The organism is Bradyrhizobium sp. USDA 4474, assembly GCF_054057515.1.
Genome location: NZ_JBSRZJ010000002.1, coordinates 2,990,313 through 3,005,962 on the forward strand (window position 1 = coordinate 2,990,313; position 15,650 = coordinate 3,005,962).

Below are 15,650 nucleotides of genomic sequence, written 5' to 3' on the forward strand. Positions count from 1 at the left end.
ATTTCCCGCCACGGTATCGACCATTTGCACGCCGTGCGGGCGTGCGCTGCAATCTGACGAACCGGATGAGCTCAGACCACCAGAGGAGAGCGACATGGCCAAGGGACAGCAACGCAGCAATCGCGAAGCCAAGAAGCCGAAAAAGGACAAAGCCAAGGTGATCGCCGCGGCGCCGAGCCGCAAGGACGCGGCCTGGCAGCCGGAAATCGGCCAGGGGAAGAAGAAGTAGGAGGGGAAGTGCGCTTACCCTCCGCTGGAGGGGGAGGGTAAGAAAGGGGACCTAACCGGCTACATAGGTAACAGAATAGACCGGCGACATGGGTAACAGGTCAACTGATCGGCAAGGAGGAGCTTGCCGATGGGGTGGATGGAGACCTGTGCTGTGGATGAGCGGATGCGGTTTGTGGTGGCGGCGCAAAAGCACGAGGAGTCGTTTGCGGCGGTGTGCCGGCGGTTCGGAGTGAGCCGTCGGGTCGGCTACAAATGGCTTGCACGGTTTGAGGCAGAACCGCCTCCTCTCCGTCGCGCTTTTCCGCTACACTCCCCCGGCGTCACCGGAGGCGCATCCCCCTGGAGCACTCAGCCAGGCCGACGGCCAAAAACCTCGTCATCCGCTGTGACGGCACCGGCAACGAGCTCGGAAAACATCTCCAACGTCCTGAAGCTCTATCGCTATCTGCGCAAAACCGACCGGATGCAGCCGCGGCAGATGGTGCTCTCCGATTCCCCGGCTCGACTCTCCGATCTCCGGGCCGGCCCCGCGACGCCACCGTAAACAGCCCCCTCGCCCGTTAACCACGCATTAACCAACGCAGCCTAGCCTGCTGCAATCGTCCAGCCATCATTAGCCCGAAATGCCCTTCCCGGTTCGCTCCAGGAGAAGCGCCGATGTCTGTTGCGTTGTTGACGTATGCCGATCTGGGTGCCCGCCTCGAGATCTCGCGCGAGGCGGCGCGGTCGTTGGCGCGACGGCGCCGGCTGCCGCGCTCGCGGTCGGCTGACGGCAAGGCCCTGGTGACCGTCGATTTCTCCGAGCTGCGCTACACGCCCCGCCCGCGAACGGGCCGCCGGGCGGACCCCATCGCTGTCTCCATGGCAAGGATCGACGCCATCAAGACCGAGGCCTTCGAGGCGGAGATCGCGCGGCTCCAGGACGTCGCAACCGCCTACAGGCAGGTGTTCGAGCGCGAGCGTGATCGCGCCGAGCGCCTCGCTGTCGAGCTGCAGCAGGCGACCGCCGAGGCGACGGCCGCCAATGCGTGGGCGGCACGGCTGGAAGACGACATGGCGGCGCTGCGGACCGATCGCCGCCCGGGCGGCTTGATCGCGGGATTCGCGGCGCGTCGGCTGGGACATCTGGCCGCGGCCATCGTGCAGGCAGACCGCGCGGCGCGCGGGTAACACTCTTTCTTCAATCCCCGGCTTGCCGGACCAATCGCGAGGAAAAAATGGCTGGGAATACCGACATCCATGAAATGAAAGCCCGCATCGTCGTGTTCGGCGTCGGCGGCGCCGGCGGCAATGCCGTGAACAACATGATCACGGCCGGGCTCGAGGGCGTCGAGTTCGTCGTCGCCAATACCGACGCACAGGCGCTGGCGATGTCGAAGGCGCGGCGACTGATCCAGCTCGGCACCAAGGTGACCGCGGGCCTCGGCGCCGGCTCGCAGCCGGAACTGGGACGCGCCGCGGCCGAAGAGGCGATCGATGCGATCCGCGAGCAATTGGCCGGCGCGCACATGGTGTTCGTGACGGCCGGGATGGGCGGCGGCACCGGCACCGGGGCGGCACCCGTCGTCGCCAGGACCGCGCGCGAGCTCGGCATTCTCACCATCGGCGTGGTCACCAAGCCGTTCTACTTCGAGGGCCAGCGCCGGATGCGCTTTGCCGAAGCCGGCATCGAGGAGCTGCTGAAGACGGTCGACACCCTCCTGATCATCCCGAACCAGAACCTGTTCCGAGTGGCCAGCGAGAAGACCACATTCGCCGATGCCTTCGCCCTGGCCGACCAGGTGCTCTACTCGGGCGTCGCCTGCATCAGCGACCTCATCGTCAAGGAAGGCCTGATCAATCTCGATTTTGCCGACGTCCTCTCCGTCATGAAGGAGAAGGGCAAGGCCATGATGGGACGGGGCGAGGCCTCCGGCGAGAAGCGCGTGCTGGCCGCCGCCGTCGCTGCGATCTCCAATCCGCTGATCGAGAATCCCTCGATCAAGCGCGCCAGCGGCCTCATCATCTCCATCACCGGCGGCAAGGATCTCATGCTGTACGAGGTCGACGAAGCCGCCACCCGCATTCGCGACGAGGCCGACCCGGACGCCAACATCATCGTCGGCGCGTCCTTCGACGAAAGCCTGGAGGGCATCGTCCGCGTCTCGGTGGTGGCGACCGGGATCGACAATCTCGACCCGGCGCAGGCGCTGCCGGTGGAAACCGCCCTCACCCAGCTCGCCGGAAAGCTGCGCAATGACGGCCGGCGCATCGCCGATCGCATCGAGCGCAGCGCACCGCTTCCGCAAGTGGGCAGCCCGCCGCTCCGCCCGCAGCCGCACCACCCCGTGGGGCCTCCGGCCCGGTTGGGTCCGGACCATGCGCGCCACGCGGCGATTCAGCCGCTCGACCCGTACGGCCGCGCGCCCGTACGCAATGCGCCCGACGAGACCGTTCTCGATATCCCGGCCTTCCTGCGCCGCGCCGCGAACTGAGCGGTGGCGAGCCGGGTCGCCAATGCCGGCACCAACGCTTGCGACGCGACAACGCGCTGAGACCAGCCTTGTTCTCGTCACGCATGCGGTGGGCTCCCTCTCCCGCTTGCGGGAGAGGGTTGGGGAGAGCGTGGCTCCGCAATGGGACCTCCCAATGTGGAGAGAGCCCCCGCCCGGCGCTTCGCGCCGACCTCCCCCGCAAGCCGGAGAGGTTGAGCGAGCCCGCGGCCCGATCGGTCCAACCAAAAGCTATTCTGCACCAGAAGTCCGCGCGCCTGGAGCGCGCGGCTGCTTCACGCGGCCGTGCTGCGCGGGCTCTCCGCGACGTCCTTCTTGTCCGGCTCCTTGTCGCGCGACAGCCAGGCCGGAAAGCGAAGCAGGCGTTCGTTGGGGTCTTTCGGCAGCTCGATCGGCGGCGCTTCAACGGCCGAACTCGGCAAGTCCAGCGCCGCCTGACCCGAGCGCACCGCATCCGCGCGCTGATCCAGCTCGCGCAACAGGGGATCCAGCACGCTGTCGATCTCGGTCGCCACCGATACCAGGAAACTGTTGAGCTCGCGCGCTTCGGGCACCACGGCCGTGGCCTGCTCGATCGCCTTGGAGAGACCGTCGACGACGGGCGCAAACGCGCCGGCGGCTTGCTTGATTCGCGTCTTGATGACTTCGATCTCGGCCAGGACGCGCTCACGCTCCCGCCTTTTCTTCTCCTCGCCGAGGCGCGCTTCGATTTCGGCGATCTGGGCCGCCAGGGTCGTGGCTTCGGATGCGAGCGCATCGCGCCTGCCGCGCGCGCGATCGAGATCGCGGCTGAGATGGTCCACTAAGTCGTCCTTTCCGAACATGGCTTTGCTCCCTAGGACAGGCGTCTTGCCCTGTAGGACGGCCTTGGCGCGAACCGCCAGCCTCGCCACCAACCGGATGGCCGGATCGGCCGAAACAGGCATCAACTTCAGTCGCGTCACATGAGCCGACATGGTGATCCCCCCATCGTCAACATTAGGCGACCGCATGGTTAACAGGGGGTTAACATCAACAGACGATGCGGCGATGGGACTGCATCCCGGCGGCGTCGCCTGCGTCTCCTCGCTCGCCCCCATTTCCGCTATACTCGCCCCGGTAGCATCACCCGGAGGCGCATCCCATGGAGCACGCAGCCAGACCCGAACCGAAAAACCTCGTCATCTGCTGTGACGGCACCGGCAACGAGATCTCGGAGAACATCTCCAACGTCCTGAAGCTCTATCGCTGCCTGCGCAAGACCGAGAGGACGCATCCGCGGCAGATGGTGTTTTACGATCCCGGGGTCGGCACGGTGACGGAGCCGTCGACCTGGAACAGGTGGAAGTCCAACATCAAGACGGTGCTGGGGCTCGCCACCGGCTACGGGCTCGACGACAACGTGCTCTCGGCCTATGGCTTCCTGGTCGAGCATTATGCGCCCGGCGACAAGATCTTCCTGTTCGGGTTTTCGCGCGGCGCCTACACGGTGCGCGTGCTGGCGGGGCTGATCCACAAGGTCGGGCTGATCTCGCCGGAGCAGGCGAACCTCGCAGGCTCGGGCCTCATCGCCTACAAGCAATATTCCGGGCTCGGGCGCGGCAACGACATCGAGGACCTCAAGGACATCGCGGTCGACGAGCAGGGGCCGCTGCCGAAGGACGCATTCGACCTCGCCGCGCAGTTCGCGCGCATCACCTCGACGCGCTGGCCGACCATCCATTTCATCGGGGTCTGGGACACGGTGGCGAGCGTGATCGTGCCGCGGCGCGACGTGTTCTTCCTGGTGTTCAGCCTGGAGGAGCTCGCCTTCACGCTGCGCAATCCCAGCGTCAACATCTTCCGCCAGGCGATCGCGATCGACGAGCGGCGCTGCATGTTCCGCCTGAAAGAGTACGAGGAGCCGCAGCAATTCTGGAGCCATCGCTACGTGCGAGACGAGAAGAAGGTGCCGCAGGACATTTTGCAGGTCTGGTTCGCCGGCGTGCATTGCGACGTCGGCGGCGGCTATCCGGAAGCCGAGAGCGCGGAATCGAAATATCCGCTGCTGTGGATGATCGAGGAGGCTGCGAAGGCGGGCCTGAACTTCAACCCGCGCACCGTGAACCAGTTGGCCTGGGGCATCCAGCGCAAGGCCTCGCCGTTCAGCTATGTCGCGCCCGCGTACACCGGCAGAGCCGGCAAGCTGCACGATTCCATGAGCGCGGCCTGGCGCGTGCTGGAGTATCTGCCGAAGAGCGCGGCATACAAGGAGTGGCCGGAGCGCAAGGTTTTTGCAGGGTTCTACATCCCCGACAGCGAACCGCGCTTCATCCCCGAAGGCGCGCATGTGCATGAGAGCGTGCTGAAGCGCATGGCGGTCGAGCCCGGGTATCGGCCGGTGAATTTGCCGCGGGAGTACGTGACGGTCCCGATGCCGGTGGCGCCGGGCGTCGATCTGACCGCGGGCGGGGAGGTTGTGAGCTAAAGTAGAGCCACCCTCCCCTGGAGGGTGGGCATCCCGCTACCGCCGCTTTCTCCGATCACCGCTACTTTTCATTAAAATTCTCCGCCGCGCCTTAGGCTGATCGCAGAAATTGCTCCGCCATCATTGGAACCCTGCCACCGCGCCTTGCTTGGGCATGATCGAAAAGCTTTTTCGGATCATGCCGCCGCGGACTTGGAGGAGAGTGCCAATGCATCCGCGTCGACATGCCCGTGTCAAACCCGCCGGCCTGGTGTCCCGCCAGGCCAAGATCATCACCGACCCGCGCGCGCCCGTGATCGTCTGCACGCTGATCGACTATTCGCCGGGCGGGGCCTGCGTCGATCTCGGCGGCCAGGTGAAGATTCCCGATCGGTTCGAGCTGCTGCACGTGAACACCAAAAAGCGCTGCCGCATCGCCTGGAAGCGCGGCACGCGGGTGGGCGTGGTGTTTTGAGAGTGATGGATTCGCAAGCCTCACTCCGTGGGAGGCGCCCCCTCCCCCGCAAGCGGGGAGAGATTAAAGGAGCCCGCGGCACGACTGTTCTCTAGCAACTGTTCTTAGGCCCGCATCCTTGCCTTCGCGCCCGCGACGATCTGCATCGCCACGCCGGCGATCCAGGCGATCAGCACCAGCAGGGTCAGCGCGTCGTGCGGCTCGAGGCGGAGCACGATGACGGCGACGGAGGCAAGTGACGCCAGCGTGGCGCACAGCGTGCCGGCGGAGCTCAGGAATTCCGCGGCATCGATCTGGCTGTGCGCGTCATCGAAGGGCAGTTGCGGCGTGTCGATGCCGAGATAGAAGCCGACGACGCCGAGCAGCATCATCAACAGCAGAAAGCCCTGCGTGGTGAGCGAGGCGAAGGCCGATCCGACATAGGCGCCGACGAACAGCCCGCACGCGGCACCGGCCATCGCGAGGCCCAATCGCTCGAACACGTGGGCGGTCTTGCGAACACGAAACCGCATGGCGGACCTCCGTGATGCCCCTGACATCGGGAGGTTAGGCCCATTTTGCGACCGGTGGAAGGCGAGGAGAGTTACGGATACGTGAGGACTCCGTGACTTCGCCCGTTGTCACGGGGTGACGAAAATCACCGCGCCCCGAACGTCGTCTTGCCGAACAGCGCCTTCTGCGTCGCAGGCTGCGAGCGCCAGTATTGCGGCGGGGCTTCGACTTCGCCGCCGACTTCCGCAGCGGCGTGCCAGCCCCAGCGGGGATCGTAGAGCATGCCGCGGGCGAGTGCGATCATGTCGGCCTTCCCGGAGGCGATGATCTCCTCGGCCTGCGTGGCTTCCGTGATCAGGCCCACCGCGATGGTGGGCAGCCCGGTCTCACGCTTGATCGCTTCTGCGAACTGCACCTGATAGCCGGGGCCGAGCGTGATCTTCTGCAGCGGCGAGACGCCGCCGGAGGAGGCATCGATCCAGTCGACGCCGCGCGCCTTCAACGCTCTGGCAAACTCGATGGTCTGCGCCAGGTCCCAGCCGCCCTCGACCCAATCGGTCGACGACACCCGCATACCGACAGGCTTGTCGTGCGGGAACACCGCGCGCACCGCGTCGTAGATCTCGAGCGGGAAGCGCATGCGGTTTTCAAGTGACCCGCCATAGTCGTCGGTGCGCTTGTTGGAGATCGGCGACAGGAATTGATGCAGCAGGTAGCCGTGCGCGCCGTGCAGCTCGATGGCGTCGATGCCGATGCGCTCCGCGCGTTTCGCCGCCTCGACAAAGGCCTCGCGGATGCGCGTCAGACCGGCCGCATCGAGCGCGACCGGCGCCGCCTCGCCTTCCTTGTGCGGGATCGCCGACGGCGCCACCGTCTGCCAGCCGCCTTGCTGCTCGGCGATCAGCTGGCCGCCGTCCCAGGGCCGCGCACTCGACGCCTTGCGGCCGGCATGGGCGAGCTGCATCCCGATCGCGGTGGAGGAATGCTTGCGCACGGAGGAGAGGATCTGCTTCAGCGCGGCCTCCGAGGCGTCGCTGTAGAGGCCGAGGCAGCCCGGCGTGATGCGGCCGATCGCCTCGACATGGGTCGCCTCGATGCAGAACATCGCCGCGCCCGACAGCGCGAGATTGTTGATGTGGGTGAAATGCCAATCGGTGGGAACGCCGTCTTCGGCCGAATACTGGCACATCGGCGACACCACGACGCGGTTCTTCAGCGTCAGGCCGCGCAGCTTGATCGGGGAAAACAGGGCGCTCATGCAGAATCCGGGACGGGAGGAATGGAAGCGATTGCATGAAGTTTAGTGGCGCACGCGCGAATTGCGAGCTGCGCGGGCGGCATGGCAGCCGTGACGCCATGCATGCGGGTGTGGTGTGATGTCGCCCCCTACGGATGAATGGGTCGCAGGACGGCGCGGGGCGTTCAAGCCGATCGCCGGCTCGCGGGTGTGAACGCGGGTTCGCGTGCGCTCACTCCACCAGCGTGAACTGCAACAGCAGCGTCCGCTGCAGCATCGAGAAATTATCGTCCGACACCATGGTCAGAACGGTCTCGCCGTCGGGCGTGACGTGGAAGTCGATGCCCTCCATGTTGTCGATCTCGTGGCCGAGATCGGCCTCGAACACGACGGGGCCGTCGACCAATGCGCCCGGCGCGATCGCCTTCAGCGGTAACGAGCGGATGCGGATGTTGATGCCGGTGAACCAGGAGAATTTGCGCTCGAGGATGAGCAGCTCGCCCGATGGCAGCAGCACGGCATCGCTGATGAACTGCTTGTCGGAGCGCCTGATGCTGAACTGGCCGGGCGATGGACCGCCGAGCAGGAAGCCGATCAGATTGCCGTCGGCGTCGAAGCCGCCTTCGGACATCGCGATCAGCGTGCCCGCGAGCGGCTGGCCTTTCATGTCCCGGGGTACGAACACCAGCGCCTCGAGCCCCTTGTTGTAGGGCAGCTTGCGGATCGCCTGTGGCGTCGGCAGCACCTCGCCGCGGGCGCGCGTGCCACCCTTGGCAAAGTCGAAACGCATGATCTGGTTGACGCGTTCGAGCCCGACATAGACGAGCGAGCCGTCACGCGCGAGCGACTCGGTATCATACCAGAGCCGCTTCTCCGTGATCGGACGCCCCTCGCCGTTCAGCATCGGCGCAGCCTCGACGTCGTCGAGCCCGGCCATCTTGCCGCCGGAATAGCGGATGGCGCCCGTGAACCAGGTGCCCTGATCCGACAGTGAGAGGAAGCGCTCGCCTTTGTCGTCGAGGAAGCGAAGAGCAGAGAGGCCGCCGAAGCCGCGATGCGGCGAGGTCAGCACCAGACCGCTACGATAAGCGAGCTGCCCGAAGCGCGTGCGCGCACGGTCGCGCGGCTCGAAATCGGGAATCGGCCGCGCGTTGACCTCGATGCCGACAGGCGCGGTGACCGCGTGCTCGGGCTGCGCCGGCCTATGTTCCGGCTGAGCCTGCTTGGCCGTCGACTGCGCCTGCGCGAGCCGCGACAGAGCGAGAGTGGAAAATCCCGCCGCCGCGTGGCCGAGAAAGAAGCGGCGGGATGAGTGCGTGCTCACGAATGCAATTTGCGTCGCGGGCGACCGGCCGGCTGTGAGGGCGCCGTGTTGGTTTCGCTGAAGAGTTCAGCGAGCTTCTCGGTGATGGCGCCGCCGAGCTCTTCGGCGTCCACGATCGTCACGGCGCGGCGGTAGTAGCGCGTCACGTCGTGGCCGATGCCGATCGCGATCAGCTCGACCGGCGAGCGGGTCTCGATCTCCTCGATGATGTGGCGCAGATGCCGCTCGAGATAGTTGCCGGGGTTGACCGACAGCGTGGAATCGTCGACCGGCGCGCCGTCCGAGATCATCATCAGGATCTTGCGCTGCTCGGGCCGGCCGAGCAGGCGCTTGTGCGCCCAGTCGAGCGCCTCGCCGTCGATGTTCTCCTTCAGCAGGCCCTCGCGCATCATCAAGCCGAGGTTTTTCCGCGCACGGCGCCAGGGCGCGTCGGCGGACTTGTAGATGATGTGACGGAGATCATTGAGACGGCCGGGATTGGCCGGCTTGCCGGCGGCGAGCCACGCCTCACGCGACTGCCCGCCCTTCCAGGCGCGCGTCGTGAAGCCCAGGATCTCGACCTTGACGCCGCAACGCTCCAGCGTGCGCGCGAGAATGTCGGCGCAGGTGGCGGCAACCGTGATCGGGCGACCGCGCATCGAGCCGGAATTGTCGAGCAGCAGCGTGACGACAGTGTCGCGGAACGTCGCCTCCTTCTCGTGCATGAAGGACAGCGGGTGATAGGGATCGGTCACCACGCGCGAAAGCCGCGCGGGGTCGAGGATGCCCTCTTCGAGATCGAACTCCCAGGCGCGATTCTGCTGCGCCATCAACCGGCGCTGCAGCCGGTTGGCGAGGCGCGCGACGATGCCCTGCAGATGCGCGAGCTGCTTGTCGAGATAGGCGCGCAGGCGCTCCAGCTCGTCATGGTCGCAGAGATCTTCGGCGGCGATGACCTCGTCGAATTTCGGTGCGAAGGCGTGGTATTCCGGCCCGCGCGGCTCGTTCCTGCCGTGCGAATTCGGACGTGTCGCCTCGCCCGGCGTCTCGTCGTCGCCGAGCTCGCCGTCGTCGAAGCTATCAGACGTCGAGGCCTGCGCGCTTTCCATCGCGCTGTCGCTCATCTCCTCGGATGAGGCCTGCGCCTGGTCCGCGCTCATCTCCTGCGCGGCGTCGGAATCGGGCGATCCCTCCGCGCCGGACTGATCGTTGTCGCCGTCCTGGTTCTCGTCGTTGTCGTCATTGTCCTCGCTGTCGGCGCTGCGCTCGTCGCCGAGCTCGAGCGCGGTCAGGAGATCATGCACGGCATCGCTGAACTTGGTCTGGTCCTCGACCACGCGGTCGAGCCGGTCGAGCCGCTTGCCGATCTTGTCTTCGAGGATGGGCCGCCAGAGATCGACCATCTTCCGCGCGGCGGCGGGCGGCGCCAGGCCCGTGAGGCGCTCGCGCACCAGCATCGCCAGTGCGTCCGCCAGCGGCGCGTCGGCGCGGTCGGTGATCTCGTCGAACTTGCCGCGATGGAAGTGGTCGTCGAGCATCGCGGTGAGGTTTTTCGCAACGCCAGCCATGCGGCGCGCGCCGATCGCCTCGACGCGGGCCTGCTCGACCGCCTCGAACACGCCACGTGCCTGCGGATTGCCCGGCATCAGCTTGCGATGCAGCTTGGCGTCGTGGCAGGCGAGCTTGAGCGCGATGGAATCGGCGTGGCCGCGCACGATCGCCGCATCGCGTTTTGTCATCTTTCGCGCGGGTTCGGGCAATCGCGCCTTGCCGGGCGCAAGACCCGGGCGCTCGGCCGCGAAGCTCACGTCGAGCTCGGGCGTCTTCGCGATGGCCTTCAGACAGGACGCCACCGAGCGCTTGAACGGCTCGGTCGGGGCTTCCTTGGTGTTACGGAATTTGGAATTGGAGGGCGTGCTCATCTCGATCTCACCGTCGTCCCGGCGAAAGCCCGGATCCATAACCACCGGCGGTCATGACTTCAGAGAAATTGGCCACGTCGCTTCAATCGAGACATCACGCGGCCATGGGCCCCGGCTTTCGCCGGGACGACATACCGAGAGAGATCAGCTGAGCGCCACGTTGACTGCGGATTCCGGCAGCTCCGCGTTGAAGCAGCGCTGGTAGAACTCGGCGACCAGGGGCCGCTCGAGCTCGTCGCACTTGTTGAGGAAGGTGACGCGGAACGCGAAGCCGATATCGCCGAAGATGTCGGCATTCTCGGCCCAGGTGATCACCGTGCGCGGGCTCATCACCGTCGACAGGTCGCCGTTGGCGAAGGCGTTACGGGTGAGATCGGCGAGGCGCACCATCTTGTTGACGATGTCCTTGCCTTCCTGGGTGCGATAGTGCTTGGCCTTGGCCAGCACGATCTCCACTTCCTCGTCGTGGCTGAGATAGTTGAGCGTGGTGACGATCGACCAGCGGTCCATCTGGCCCTGGTTGATCTGCTGGGTGCCGTGGTAGAGGCCCGAAGTATCGCCGAGGCCGACCGTGTTGGCGGTCGAGAACATGCGGAACGCCGGATGCGGCTTGATCACCTTGTTCTGGTCGAGCAGCGTCAGGCGTCCCGAGACCTCCAGCACGCGCTGGATCACGAACATCACGTCCGGGCGGCCGGCGTCATATTCGTCGAACACCAGCGCGACGTTGTTCTGGAGTGCCCAGGGCAGGATGCCGTCGCGGAATTCGGTGACCTGCTTGCCGTCGCGGACCACGATGGAGTCCTTGCCGACGAGGTCGATACGGCTGATGTGGCTGTCGAGATTGACGCGCACGCAGGGCCAGTTCAGGCGGGCGGCGACCTGCTCGATATGGGTGGATTTTCCGGTGCCGTGATAGCCGGTGACCATCACGCGGCGATTGCGGGCGAAGCCGGCGAGAATGGCAAGCGTGGTGGCGCGGTCGAAACGGTAGTCGGAATCGACTTCAGGCACATGAGGATCGACTTCGGAATAGGCCGGCACTTCGAGATCGCTGTCGATCCCGAACACCTGGCGCACCGACACCTTCATGTCGGGCATACCGGAAACTTCCTCAACTTTGGACATTGCGGCGGTCGTCATCAATCCTCCGAGGCCCCGGGCGGTCCCGAGACCAGTTATTTGCACAAGGCTGCGGCTGGGTGCGGCTGCGAACCTACCAGAGACAACGTGCCGGCAGAAGCCCGCGGCCCAATCAAAGTTCCGTTGTCTTTTCATTTAGATAGGCAAGGAACGCGATTTTTGGAAGGCTGCCCTGCAAATCGCGCCCAAATTTCGGCCCGGATAGGCGCGCCCGGCCCGGGCGAATGGCACTTTCGCCACCGCTCCTTACTTGTGTAAGGGTCTGAACCCGAATGCTCCAGCCCGCTACAGAGACGACGTGACGTCCTTCCTTGATCCCCTCATTTCCTTCGTTTCGGTCCATGCGTGGCTCGCCTACCTGACCCTGTTCCTGGCGGCCCTGCTCGAAGCGGTGCCAGTGGTGGGATCGGTGATCCCCGGCTCGACCATCATCCTGGCGCTGAGCGCATTGGTTCCCGGCGGGGACCTGAAGCTGCAATGGGTGCTGCTCGCAGCCGCCACCGGCGCCGTGCTGGGCGACGGCTCGGCCTATTGGCTCGGACACCGGCAGCAGCGCAAGATCCTCAACACCTGGCCGCTGGCCAATCATCCGCGCGTGATCCAGGAGAGCGAGACCTTTTTCCACCGCTTCGGCGCCTGGGCCGTATTCTTCGCCCGCTTCGTGCCGCCCATTCGCGCCTTCGTGCCGATCACGGCGGGTGCGCTCGACATGCCGCCGGCAAAGTTCTATGCGGTCAACATCCCCGCGATCCTGGTCTGGGCGCCGGTTCATGTGCTGCCGGGCGTGCTGGCAGTCTCGGCCTTCCACGACTATTTCGGCGTGCCGCACCAGGGGCATCTGGGCAAGCATCTCTGGATTCTGACCGTCGTGGCGGTGGCGATCGTACTGGGCGTGGCGGTCTGGATTTATCGCCGTCGGCAGAACGGCGTCGTCGCCGAGGCGAAGCCGCGGGCCTGATGGCGCAACGCCGGCCGTCGAGTCGCGTCCACCACGTTGCGTCTCTCGAGCACGATGGCGGGATCGCCGGCGTTGGATGAGGGCCGCAAGCACACAGCACAACAGGCGGGCAAACAGAGCTCTCTGTTGCCTAAACTGTGATCCGCCACGGCTCCGCAATGCGCAAATGTTCGTCAGCGAGGCGCGTTGTCGATTAATTGCTTCCCGGCGCATCGGCTTCGGATGACCCTCTCCCGATCACAGGCTGGCCATTGCGGTCGCCGAGATGACCGAAGGTGGTTGAATGCGCTCGAAACCAGCTGTTCGCAGGGTCTTGTTTGCGATCTCTGCCTGTGCGGTCATCTTGAATCCTGCTTCCCAAGCCACAGCCGACGAGGTTCTGAAGGCACGGCTTGCGCAGAACCTGGGCCCGATCTCGGGCCTCGCGATTGTCGCCAAGGCGAACGGCCTGTTCGGCAAGCAGGGGCTCGACATCTCGGTCTCGAATTTCACCAGCGGAAAGCAGTGCCTGGACACGGTGATCGGCGGAGGCGCCGATATCGCGACCACGGCCGAAGCTCCGGTCACGGCGGCCGCGATGGCGCAGCAGCCGATCGCCTTCGTCGCCGGCATGGAGTACTCGGATCTGAAGACGATGACGGCCGCGTCCGCCGCAATCAGGACGAAAGAGGATTTGCGCGGCAAGCGCATCGGCTTCACGGCGGGAACCGGTAGCGAGGTCTACACCTCGGTTCTGCTGAAGGCGGCGGGATTGACGGCCAAGGACGTCATGCTTGTCAATCTTCGCCCCCAGGAGATGCTTCCCGCTCTGGCGGCCGGGAGCATTGAAGCCTTCGACACCTGGGAGCCGCACGTCGCGAATGCAAAGAAGGCGCTCGGTGAGGGTGCCGTCCTGCTCGATACGAAGGGAATCTACTCCGAAACCTTCAACATCGTCGTGACACGATCCTATCTGGAGGCAAACCCGGCAGTGTTGAGCAAATTCCTGGCTGCGCTCATTGAAGCGGAAGGCTGGGTCAAAGCCCATCCGGACGAAGCGATCGACATCGTTGCCGCGGCGACCGGCATGAAGCGCGATGAGCTTGCGCCGATCTGGTCGGATTACGTCTATCACGTGCGCCTCGACGACAAGCTGCTGGAGACTCTGAAAACGCATGCTGCCTGGCGGCTCGAAACCGGCAATCACCCGCCGGGAGCGGCGATGCCCGATTTCTCGAAGATCATTGCGGCGGCACCGCTGAAGGCGCTTGATCCCGCACGTGTGACGCTTTCGGTCGATCCATGAGCACCGGAGGGAGCAGCCGCACGACCTCGGCCGAACGTCTGAGCGTGCTTGTCGGCGCGCTCTCCGTGCCGGCCTTCGTCGGCGTATGGGAGTTGATCGCTCGGTCGCGGATCGTCAACGCGGTGCTGTTTCCACCGCCTTCCACGGTCGCGGTCGCCGTCCTTGATTGGATCCACAGCGGCCAGTTTTTGGGCGACCTCTCTGCGAGCTTGTTCCGTGTCACCGCAGGTTTCCTGATCGGGACGGCGGGCGGGATCATGCTCGGCGTCCTGACGGGCCGGTTCAGGCTGGTCTCGAGCCTGCTCTCCCCGTTGTTTCACATCCTTCGCCCAATCCCACCGATCGCCTTTGTGCCCATCGTGATCCTGTGGTTCGGGTTGTCCGAGGCCGGCAAGCTCTTTCTCGTCGTCTGGGGTGTGTTCTTCACCGTATGGCTCGCGACCCATATCGGCGTTCAGAAGGTCGATCGCGGGCTCGTTCGCGCCGCGCAGATGCTCGGCACGCCACGCCGGCAAATGCTCACGGAGATCATCCTGCTGGGCGCGCTTCCCTATATCGTCGTCGGCCTGCGCACCGCCGTCAGCATCTCCTTTTACACGCTCGTGGCCGCCGAGCTGGCGGGCGCGTTTGCCGGCATCGTCTACCGAATCGAGATTGCGCAACAGAACATGCAGACCGGGCAGGTCATGGGAGGGCTGGCGGCGCTCGGATTGCTCTCCTTCATCGCCGATCGTTCCTTCGCGGCCATTGCCGAGCGGGCCGTATGGTGGCGCTGATGCAGACCCCGCTTCGCCCGACCTCACCGCTGCGGCTCGTCGATGCTCCGCCGCAGCCTTCATCGGCCGCGCAGGAAGCGATCATCCGGGTCGACGATCTGAGTATCGTGTTCGATGTGCCGCGCGGCGAGGTCGTTGCGGTGGACCGGGTGTCCCTGGCCGTGCTGCCGGGTGAATTCGTCTCCCTGGTTGGTCCGTCGGGCTGCGGCAAGTCTACGCTCTTGAATGCGATGGCTGGCCTCGAACGGCCGTTCGAGGGCGAGGTCAAGGTGGCGGGCGAGCCGATGGTGGCGCCTCGACCTGAAATCGGGATGGTGTTCCAGCAGCCGCACCTGTTCCCCTGGAAATCGGTGCGCCGTAACATCGCTCACGGACCGCGCGCGCTCGGCAAGTCGAAAACGGAGGCGCTGCGGATCGCCGACGACCTGATCGACATGATCGGGCTGACGAGATTCGCGAACGCCTATCCGCATACGCTTTCAGGCGGCATGCAGCAGCGGGTGGCGATTGCTCGTGCCCTTGCAAACCAGCCGCGTGTGCTGCTCATGGACGAGCCGTTCGGTGCCCTGGACGCGCAGACCCGGGCTGTGATGCAGGATAATCTCCTCGAACTTCGCGACCGGATCCACGCCACGATCGTTTTCGTCACACATGACATCGACGAAGCCATTCTCCTGTCTGATCGCGTGCTGATCATGAGCGCCGGGCCGGGCCGCATCCTGCGGGATCTGTCCGTGGCCCTGCCAAGGCCGCGCTCCAGCGCTATCCTGACCGACGCTGCCTATCTCGCCCTCAAACGGGATTGCCTTGACCTGATCCGGACCGAAGGCCGCAAGGCGTTCGAGCAAATGGAAGCGGCGACCTGAACCGCCCGCAGCGGCTGGCATAGCTCTTGAATGGATCTGCTCCAG

General features: G+C 65.4%; 15 protein-coding genes and 2 pseudogenes. 11 read left to right on the forward strand and 6 right to left on the reverse strand.

Annotated elements, in window-relative coordinates:
* The first annotated feature begins 94 nt into the window (after positions 1-94).
* The 5 genes and pseudogenes from ACVW16_RS16010 to ftsZ all read left to right on the forward strand — a co-directional run bounded on the left by ACVW16_RS16010 (position 95) and on the right by ftsZ (position 2,705).
* Positions 95-229, forward strand: coding sequence for a hypothetical protein (locus ACVW16_RS16010; protein WP_456700134.1), 135 nt, complete (start codon positions 95-97; stop codon positions 227-229).
* A gap of 165 nt (positions 230-394) precedes the next feature.
* Positions 395-454 (forward strand): annotated as a pseudogene (locus ACVW16_RS16015) (hypothetical protein); the annotation flags it as partial.
* Positions 455-564: 110 nt separating this feature from the next.
* A pseudogene (locus ACVW16_RS16020) lies at positions 565-724 on the forward strand (phospholipase effector Tle1 domain-containing protein); the annotation flags it as partial.
* A gap of 164 nt (positions 725-888) precedes the next feature.
* The gene (locus ACVW16_RS16025) at positions 889-1,401 is read left to right on the forward strand and encodes a hypothetical protein (protein WP_456736996.1); all 513 of its coding nucleotides are present in this window, start codon (positions 889-891) and stop codon (positions 1,399-1,401) included.
* A gap of 47 nt (positions 1,402-1,448) precedes the next feature.
* Positions 1,449-2,705, forward strand: a complete 1,257-nt coding sequence (ftsZ, locus tag ACVW16_RS16030) for a cell division protein FtsZ (RefSeq protein ID WP_456736995.1) — start codon at positions 1,449-1,451, stop codon at positions 2,703-2,705.
* A 293-nt stretch (positions 2,706-2,998) separates the two neighbouring features.
* Here the strand turns inward: ftsZ and ACVW16_RS16035 are convergent, their stop codons facing one another.
* Entirely contained in the window at positions 2,999-3,802 is an 804-nt protein-coding gene (locus ACVW16_RS16035) for a hypothetical protein (RefSeq protein ID WP_456736994.1), read from the reverse strand.
* Positions 3,803-3,846: 44 nt separating this feature from the next.
* On the opposite strand from ACVW16_RS16035, the gene ACVW16_RS16040 reads away from it, so the two are divergent.
* Together ACVW16_RS16040 and ACVW16_RS16045 are read left to right on the forward strand one after the other, a co-directional pair.
* Positions 3,847-5,169 (forward strand): DUF2235 domain-containing protein, encoded by a 1,323-nt coding sequence (locus ACVW16_RS16040; protein ID WP_456736993.1) that lies wholly within the window; start codon positions 3,847-3,849, stop codon positions 5,167-5,169.
* Positions 5,170-5,377: 208 nt separating this feature from the next.
* On the forward strand, positions 5,378-5,623 hold the full coding sequence (locus ACVW16_RS16045) for a PilZ domain-containing protein (RefSeq protein ID WP_164987974.1): 246 nt from the start codon (positions 5,378-5,380) through the stop codon (positions 5,621-5,623).
* Between the two features lie 104 nt (positions 5,624-5,727).
* Here ACVW16_RS16045 and ACVW16_RS16050 read toward each other — a convergent pair whose 3' ends face one another.
* From ACVW16_RS16050 to cobS, 5 genes are all read right to left on the reverse strand, one after another.
* A complete protein-coding gene (locus ACVW16_RS16050; RefSeq protein ID WP_456736992.1) occupies positions 5,728-6,135 on the reverse strand; it encodes a hypothetical protein in 408 nt (135 codons plus the stop codon).
* Between the two features lie 125 nt (positions 6,136-6,260).
* A complete protein-coding gene (locus tag ACVW16_RS16055) occupies positions 6,261-7,373 on the reverse strand; it encodes an NADH:flavin oxidoreductase/NADH oxidase (RefSeq protein WP_456736991.1) in 1,113 nt (370 codons plus the stop codon).
* Between the two features lie 211 nt (positions 7,374-7,584).
* Positions 7,585-8,676, reverse strand: coding sequence for an esterase-like activity of phytase family protein (locus ACVW16_RS16060; protein WP_456736990.1), 1,092 nt, complete (start codon positions 8,674-8,676; stop codon positions 7,585-7,587).
* Positions 8,673-10,577, reverse strand: coding sequence for a cobaltochelatase subunit CobT (gene cobT / locus ACVW16_RS16065; RefSeq protein WP_456700142.1), 1,905 nt, complete (start codon positions 10,575-10,577; stop codon positions 8,673-8,675). Before cobT ends, ACVW16_RS16060 begins: the two co-directional genes overlap by 4 nt.
* Positions 10,578-10,721: 144 nt before the next feature.
* On the reverse strand, positions 10,722-11,720 hold the full coding sequence (cobS, locus tag ACVW16_RS16070; RefSeq protein WP_456736989.1) for a cobaltochelatase subunit CobS: 999 nt from the start codon (positions 11,718-11,720) through the stop codon (positions 10,722-10,724).
* A gap of 298 nt (positions 11,721-12,018) precedes the next feature.
* On the opposite strand from cobS, the gene ACVW16_RS16075 reads away from it, so the two are divergent.
* The 4 genes from ACVW16_RS16075 (at position 12,019) to ACVW16_RS16090 (ending at position 15,605) form a co-directional block, all read left to right on the forward strand.
* Complete coding sequence (locus ACVW16_RS16075) at positions 12,019-12,678, forward strand: DedA family protein (RefSeq protein ID WP_456700144.1); 660 nt, start codon at positions 12,019-12,021, stop codon at positions 12,676-12,678.
* 343 nt (positions 12,679-13,021) lie between these two features.
* On the forward strand, positions 13,022-13,963 hold the full coding sequence (locus ACVW16_RS16080; protein WP_456736988.1) for an ABC transporter substrate-binding protein: 942 nt from the start codon (positions 13,022-13,024) through the stop codon (positions 13,961-13,963).
* A 65-nt stretch (positions 13,964-14,028) separates the two neighbouring features.
* Positions 14,029-14,739 carry an ABC transporter permease gene (locus ACVW16_RS16085; RefSeq protein ID WP_456700146.1) on the forward strand — a complete coding sequence of 237 codons (711 nt, stop codon included), beginning with the start codon at positions 14,029-14,031 and terminating at the stop codon, positions 14,737-14,739.
* Positions 14,727-15,605 (forward strand): ABC transporter ATP-binding protein, encoded by an 879-nt coding sequence (locus ACVW16_RS16090; protein WP_456736987.1) that lies wholly within the window; start codon positions 14,727-14,729, stop codon positions 15,603-15,605. Before ACVW16_RS16085 ends, ACVW16_RS16090 begins: the two co-directional genes overlap by 13 nt.
* Positions 15,606-15,650 lie beyond the last annotated feature (45 nt).

Bases quoted from the DNA above. Each gene is read 5' to 3' on its own strand.
- ACVW16_RS16040 (WP_456736993.1), top strand. From the start codon at position 3,847: ATGGAGCACGCAGCCAGACCCGAACCGAAAAACCTCGTCATCTGCTGT.
- ACVW16_RS16090 (WP_456736987.1), top strand. From the start codon at position 14,727: ATGGTGGCGCTGATGCAGACCCCGCTTCGCCCGACCTCACCGCTGCGG.
- cobS (WP_456736989.1), bottom strand. From the start codon at position 11,720: ATGACGACCGCCGCAATGTCCAAAGTTGAGGAAGTTTCCGGTATGCCC.
- ACVW16_RS16055 (WP_456736991.1), bottom strand. From the start codon at position 7,373: ATGAGCGCCCTGTTTTCCCCGATCAAGCTGCGCGGCCTGACGCTGAAG.
- ftsZ (WP_456736995.1), top strand. From the start codon at position 1,449: ATGGCTGGGAATACCGACATCCATGAAATGAAAGCCCGCATCGTCGTG.
- ACVW16_RS16045 (WP_164987974.1), top strand. From the start codon at position 5,378: ATGCATCCGCGTCGACATGCCCGTGTCAAACCCGCCGGCCTGGTGTCC.
- cobT (WP_456700142.1), bottom strand. From the start codon at position 10,577: ATGAGCACGCCCTCCAATTCCAAATTCCGTAACACCAAGGAAGCCCCG.
- ACVW16_RS16010 (WP_456700134.1), top strand. From the start codon at position 95: ATGGCCAAGGGACAGCAACGCAGCAATCGCGAAGCCAAGAAGCCGAAA.
- ACVW16_RS16035 (WP_456736994.1), bottom strand. From the start codon at position 3,802: ATGGGGGCGAGCGAGGAGACGCAGGCGACGCCGCCGGGATGCAGTCCC.
- ACVW16_RS16050 (WP_456736992.1), bottom strand. From the start codon at position 6,135: ATGCGGTTTCGTGTTCGCAAGACCGCCCACGTGTTCGAGCGATTGGGC.
- ACVW16_RS16025 (WP_456736996.1), top strand. From the start codon at position 889: ATGTCTGTTGCGTTGTTGACGTATGCCGATCTGGGTGCCCGCCTCGAG.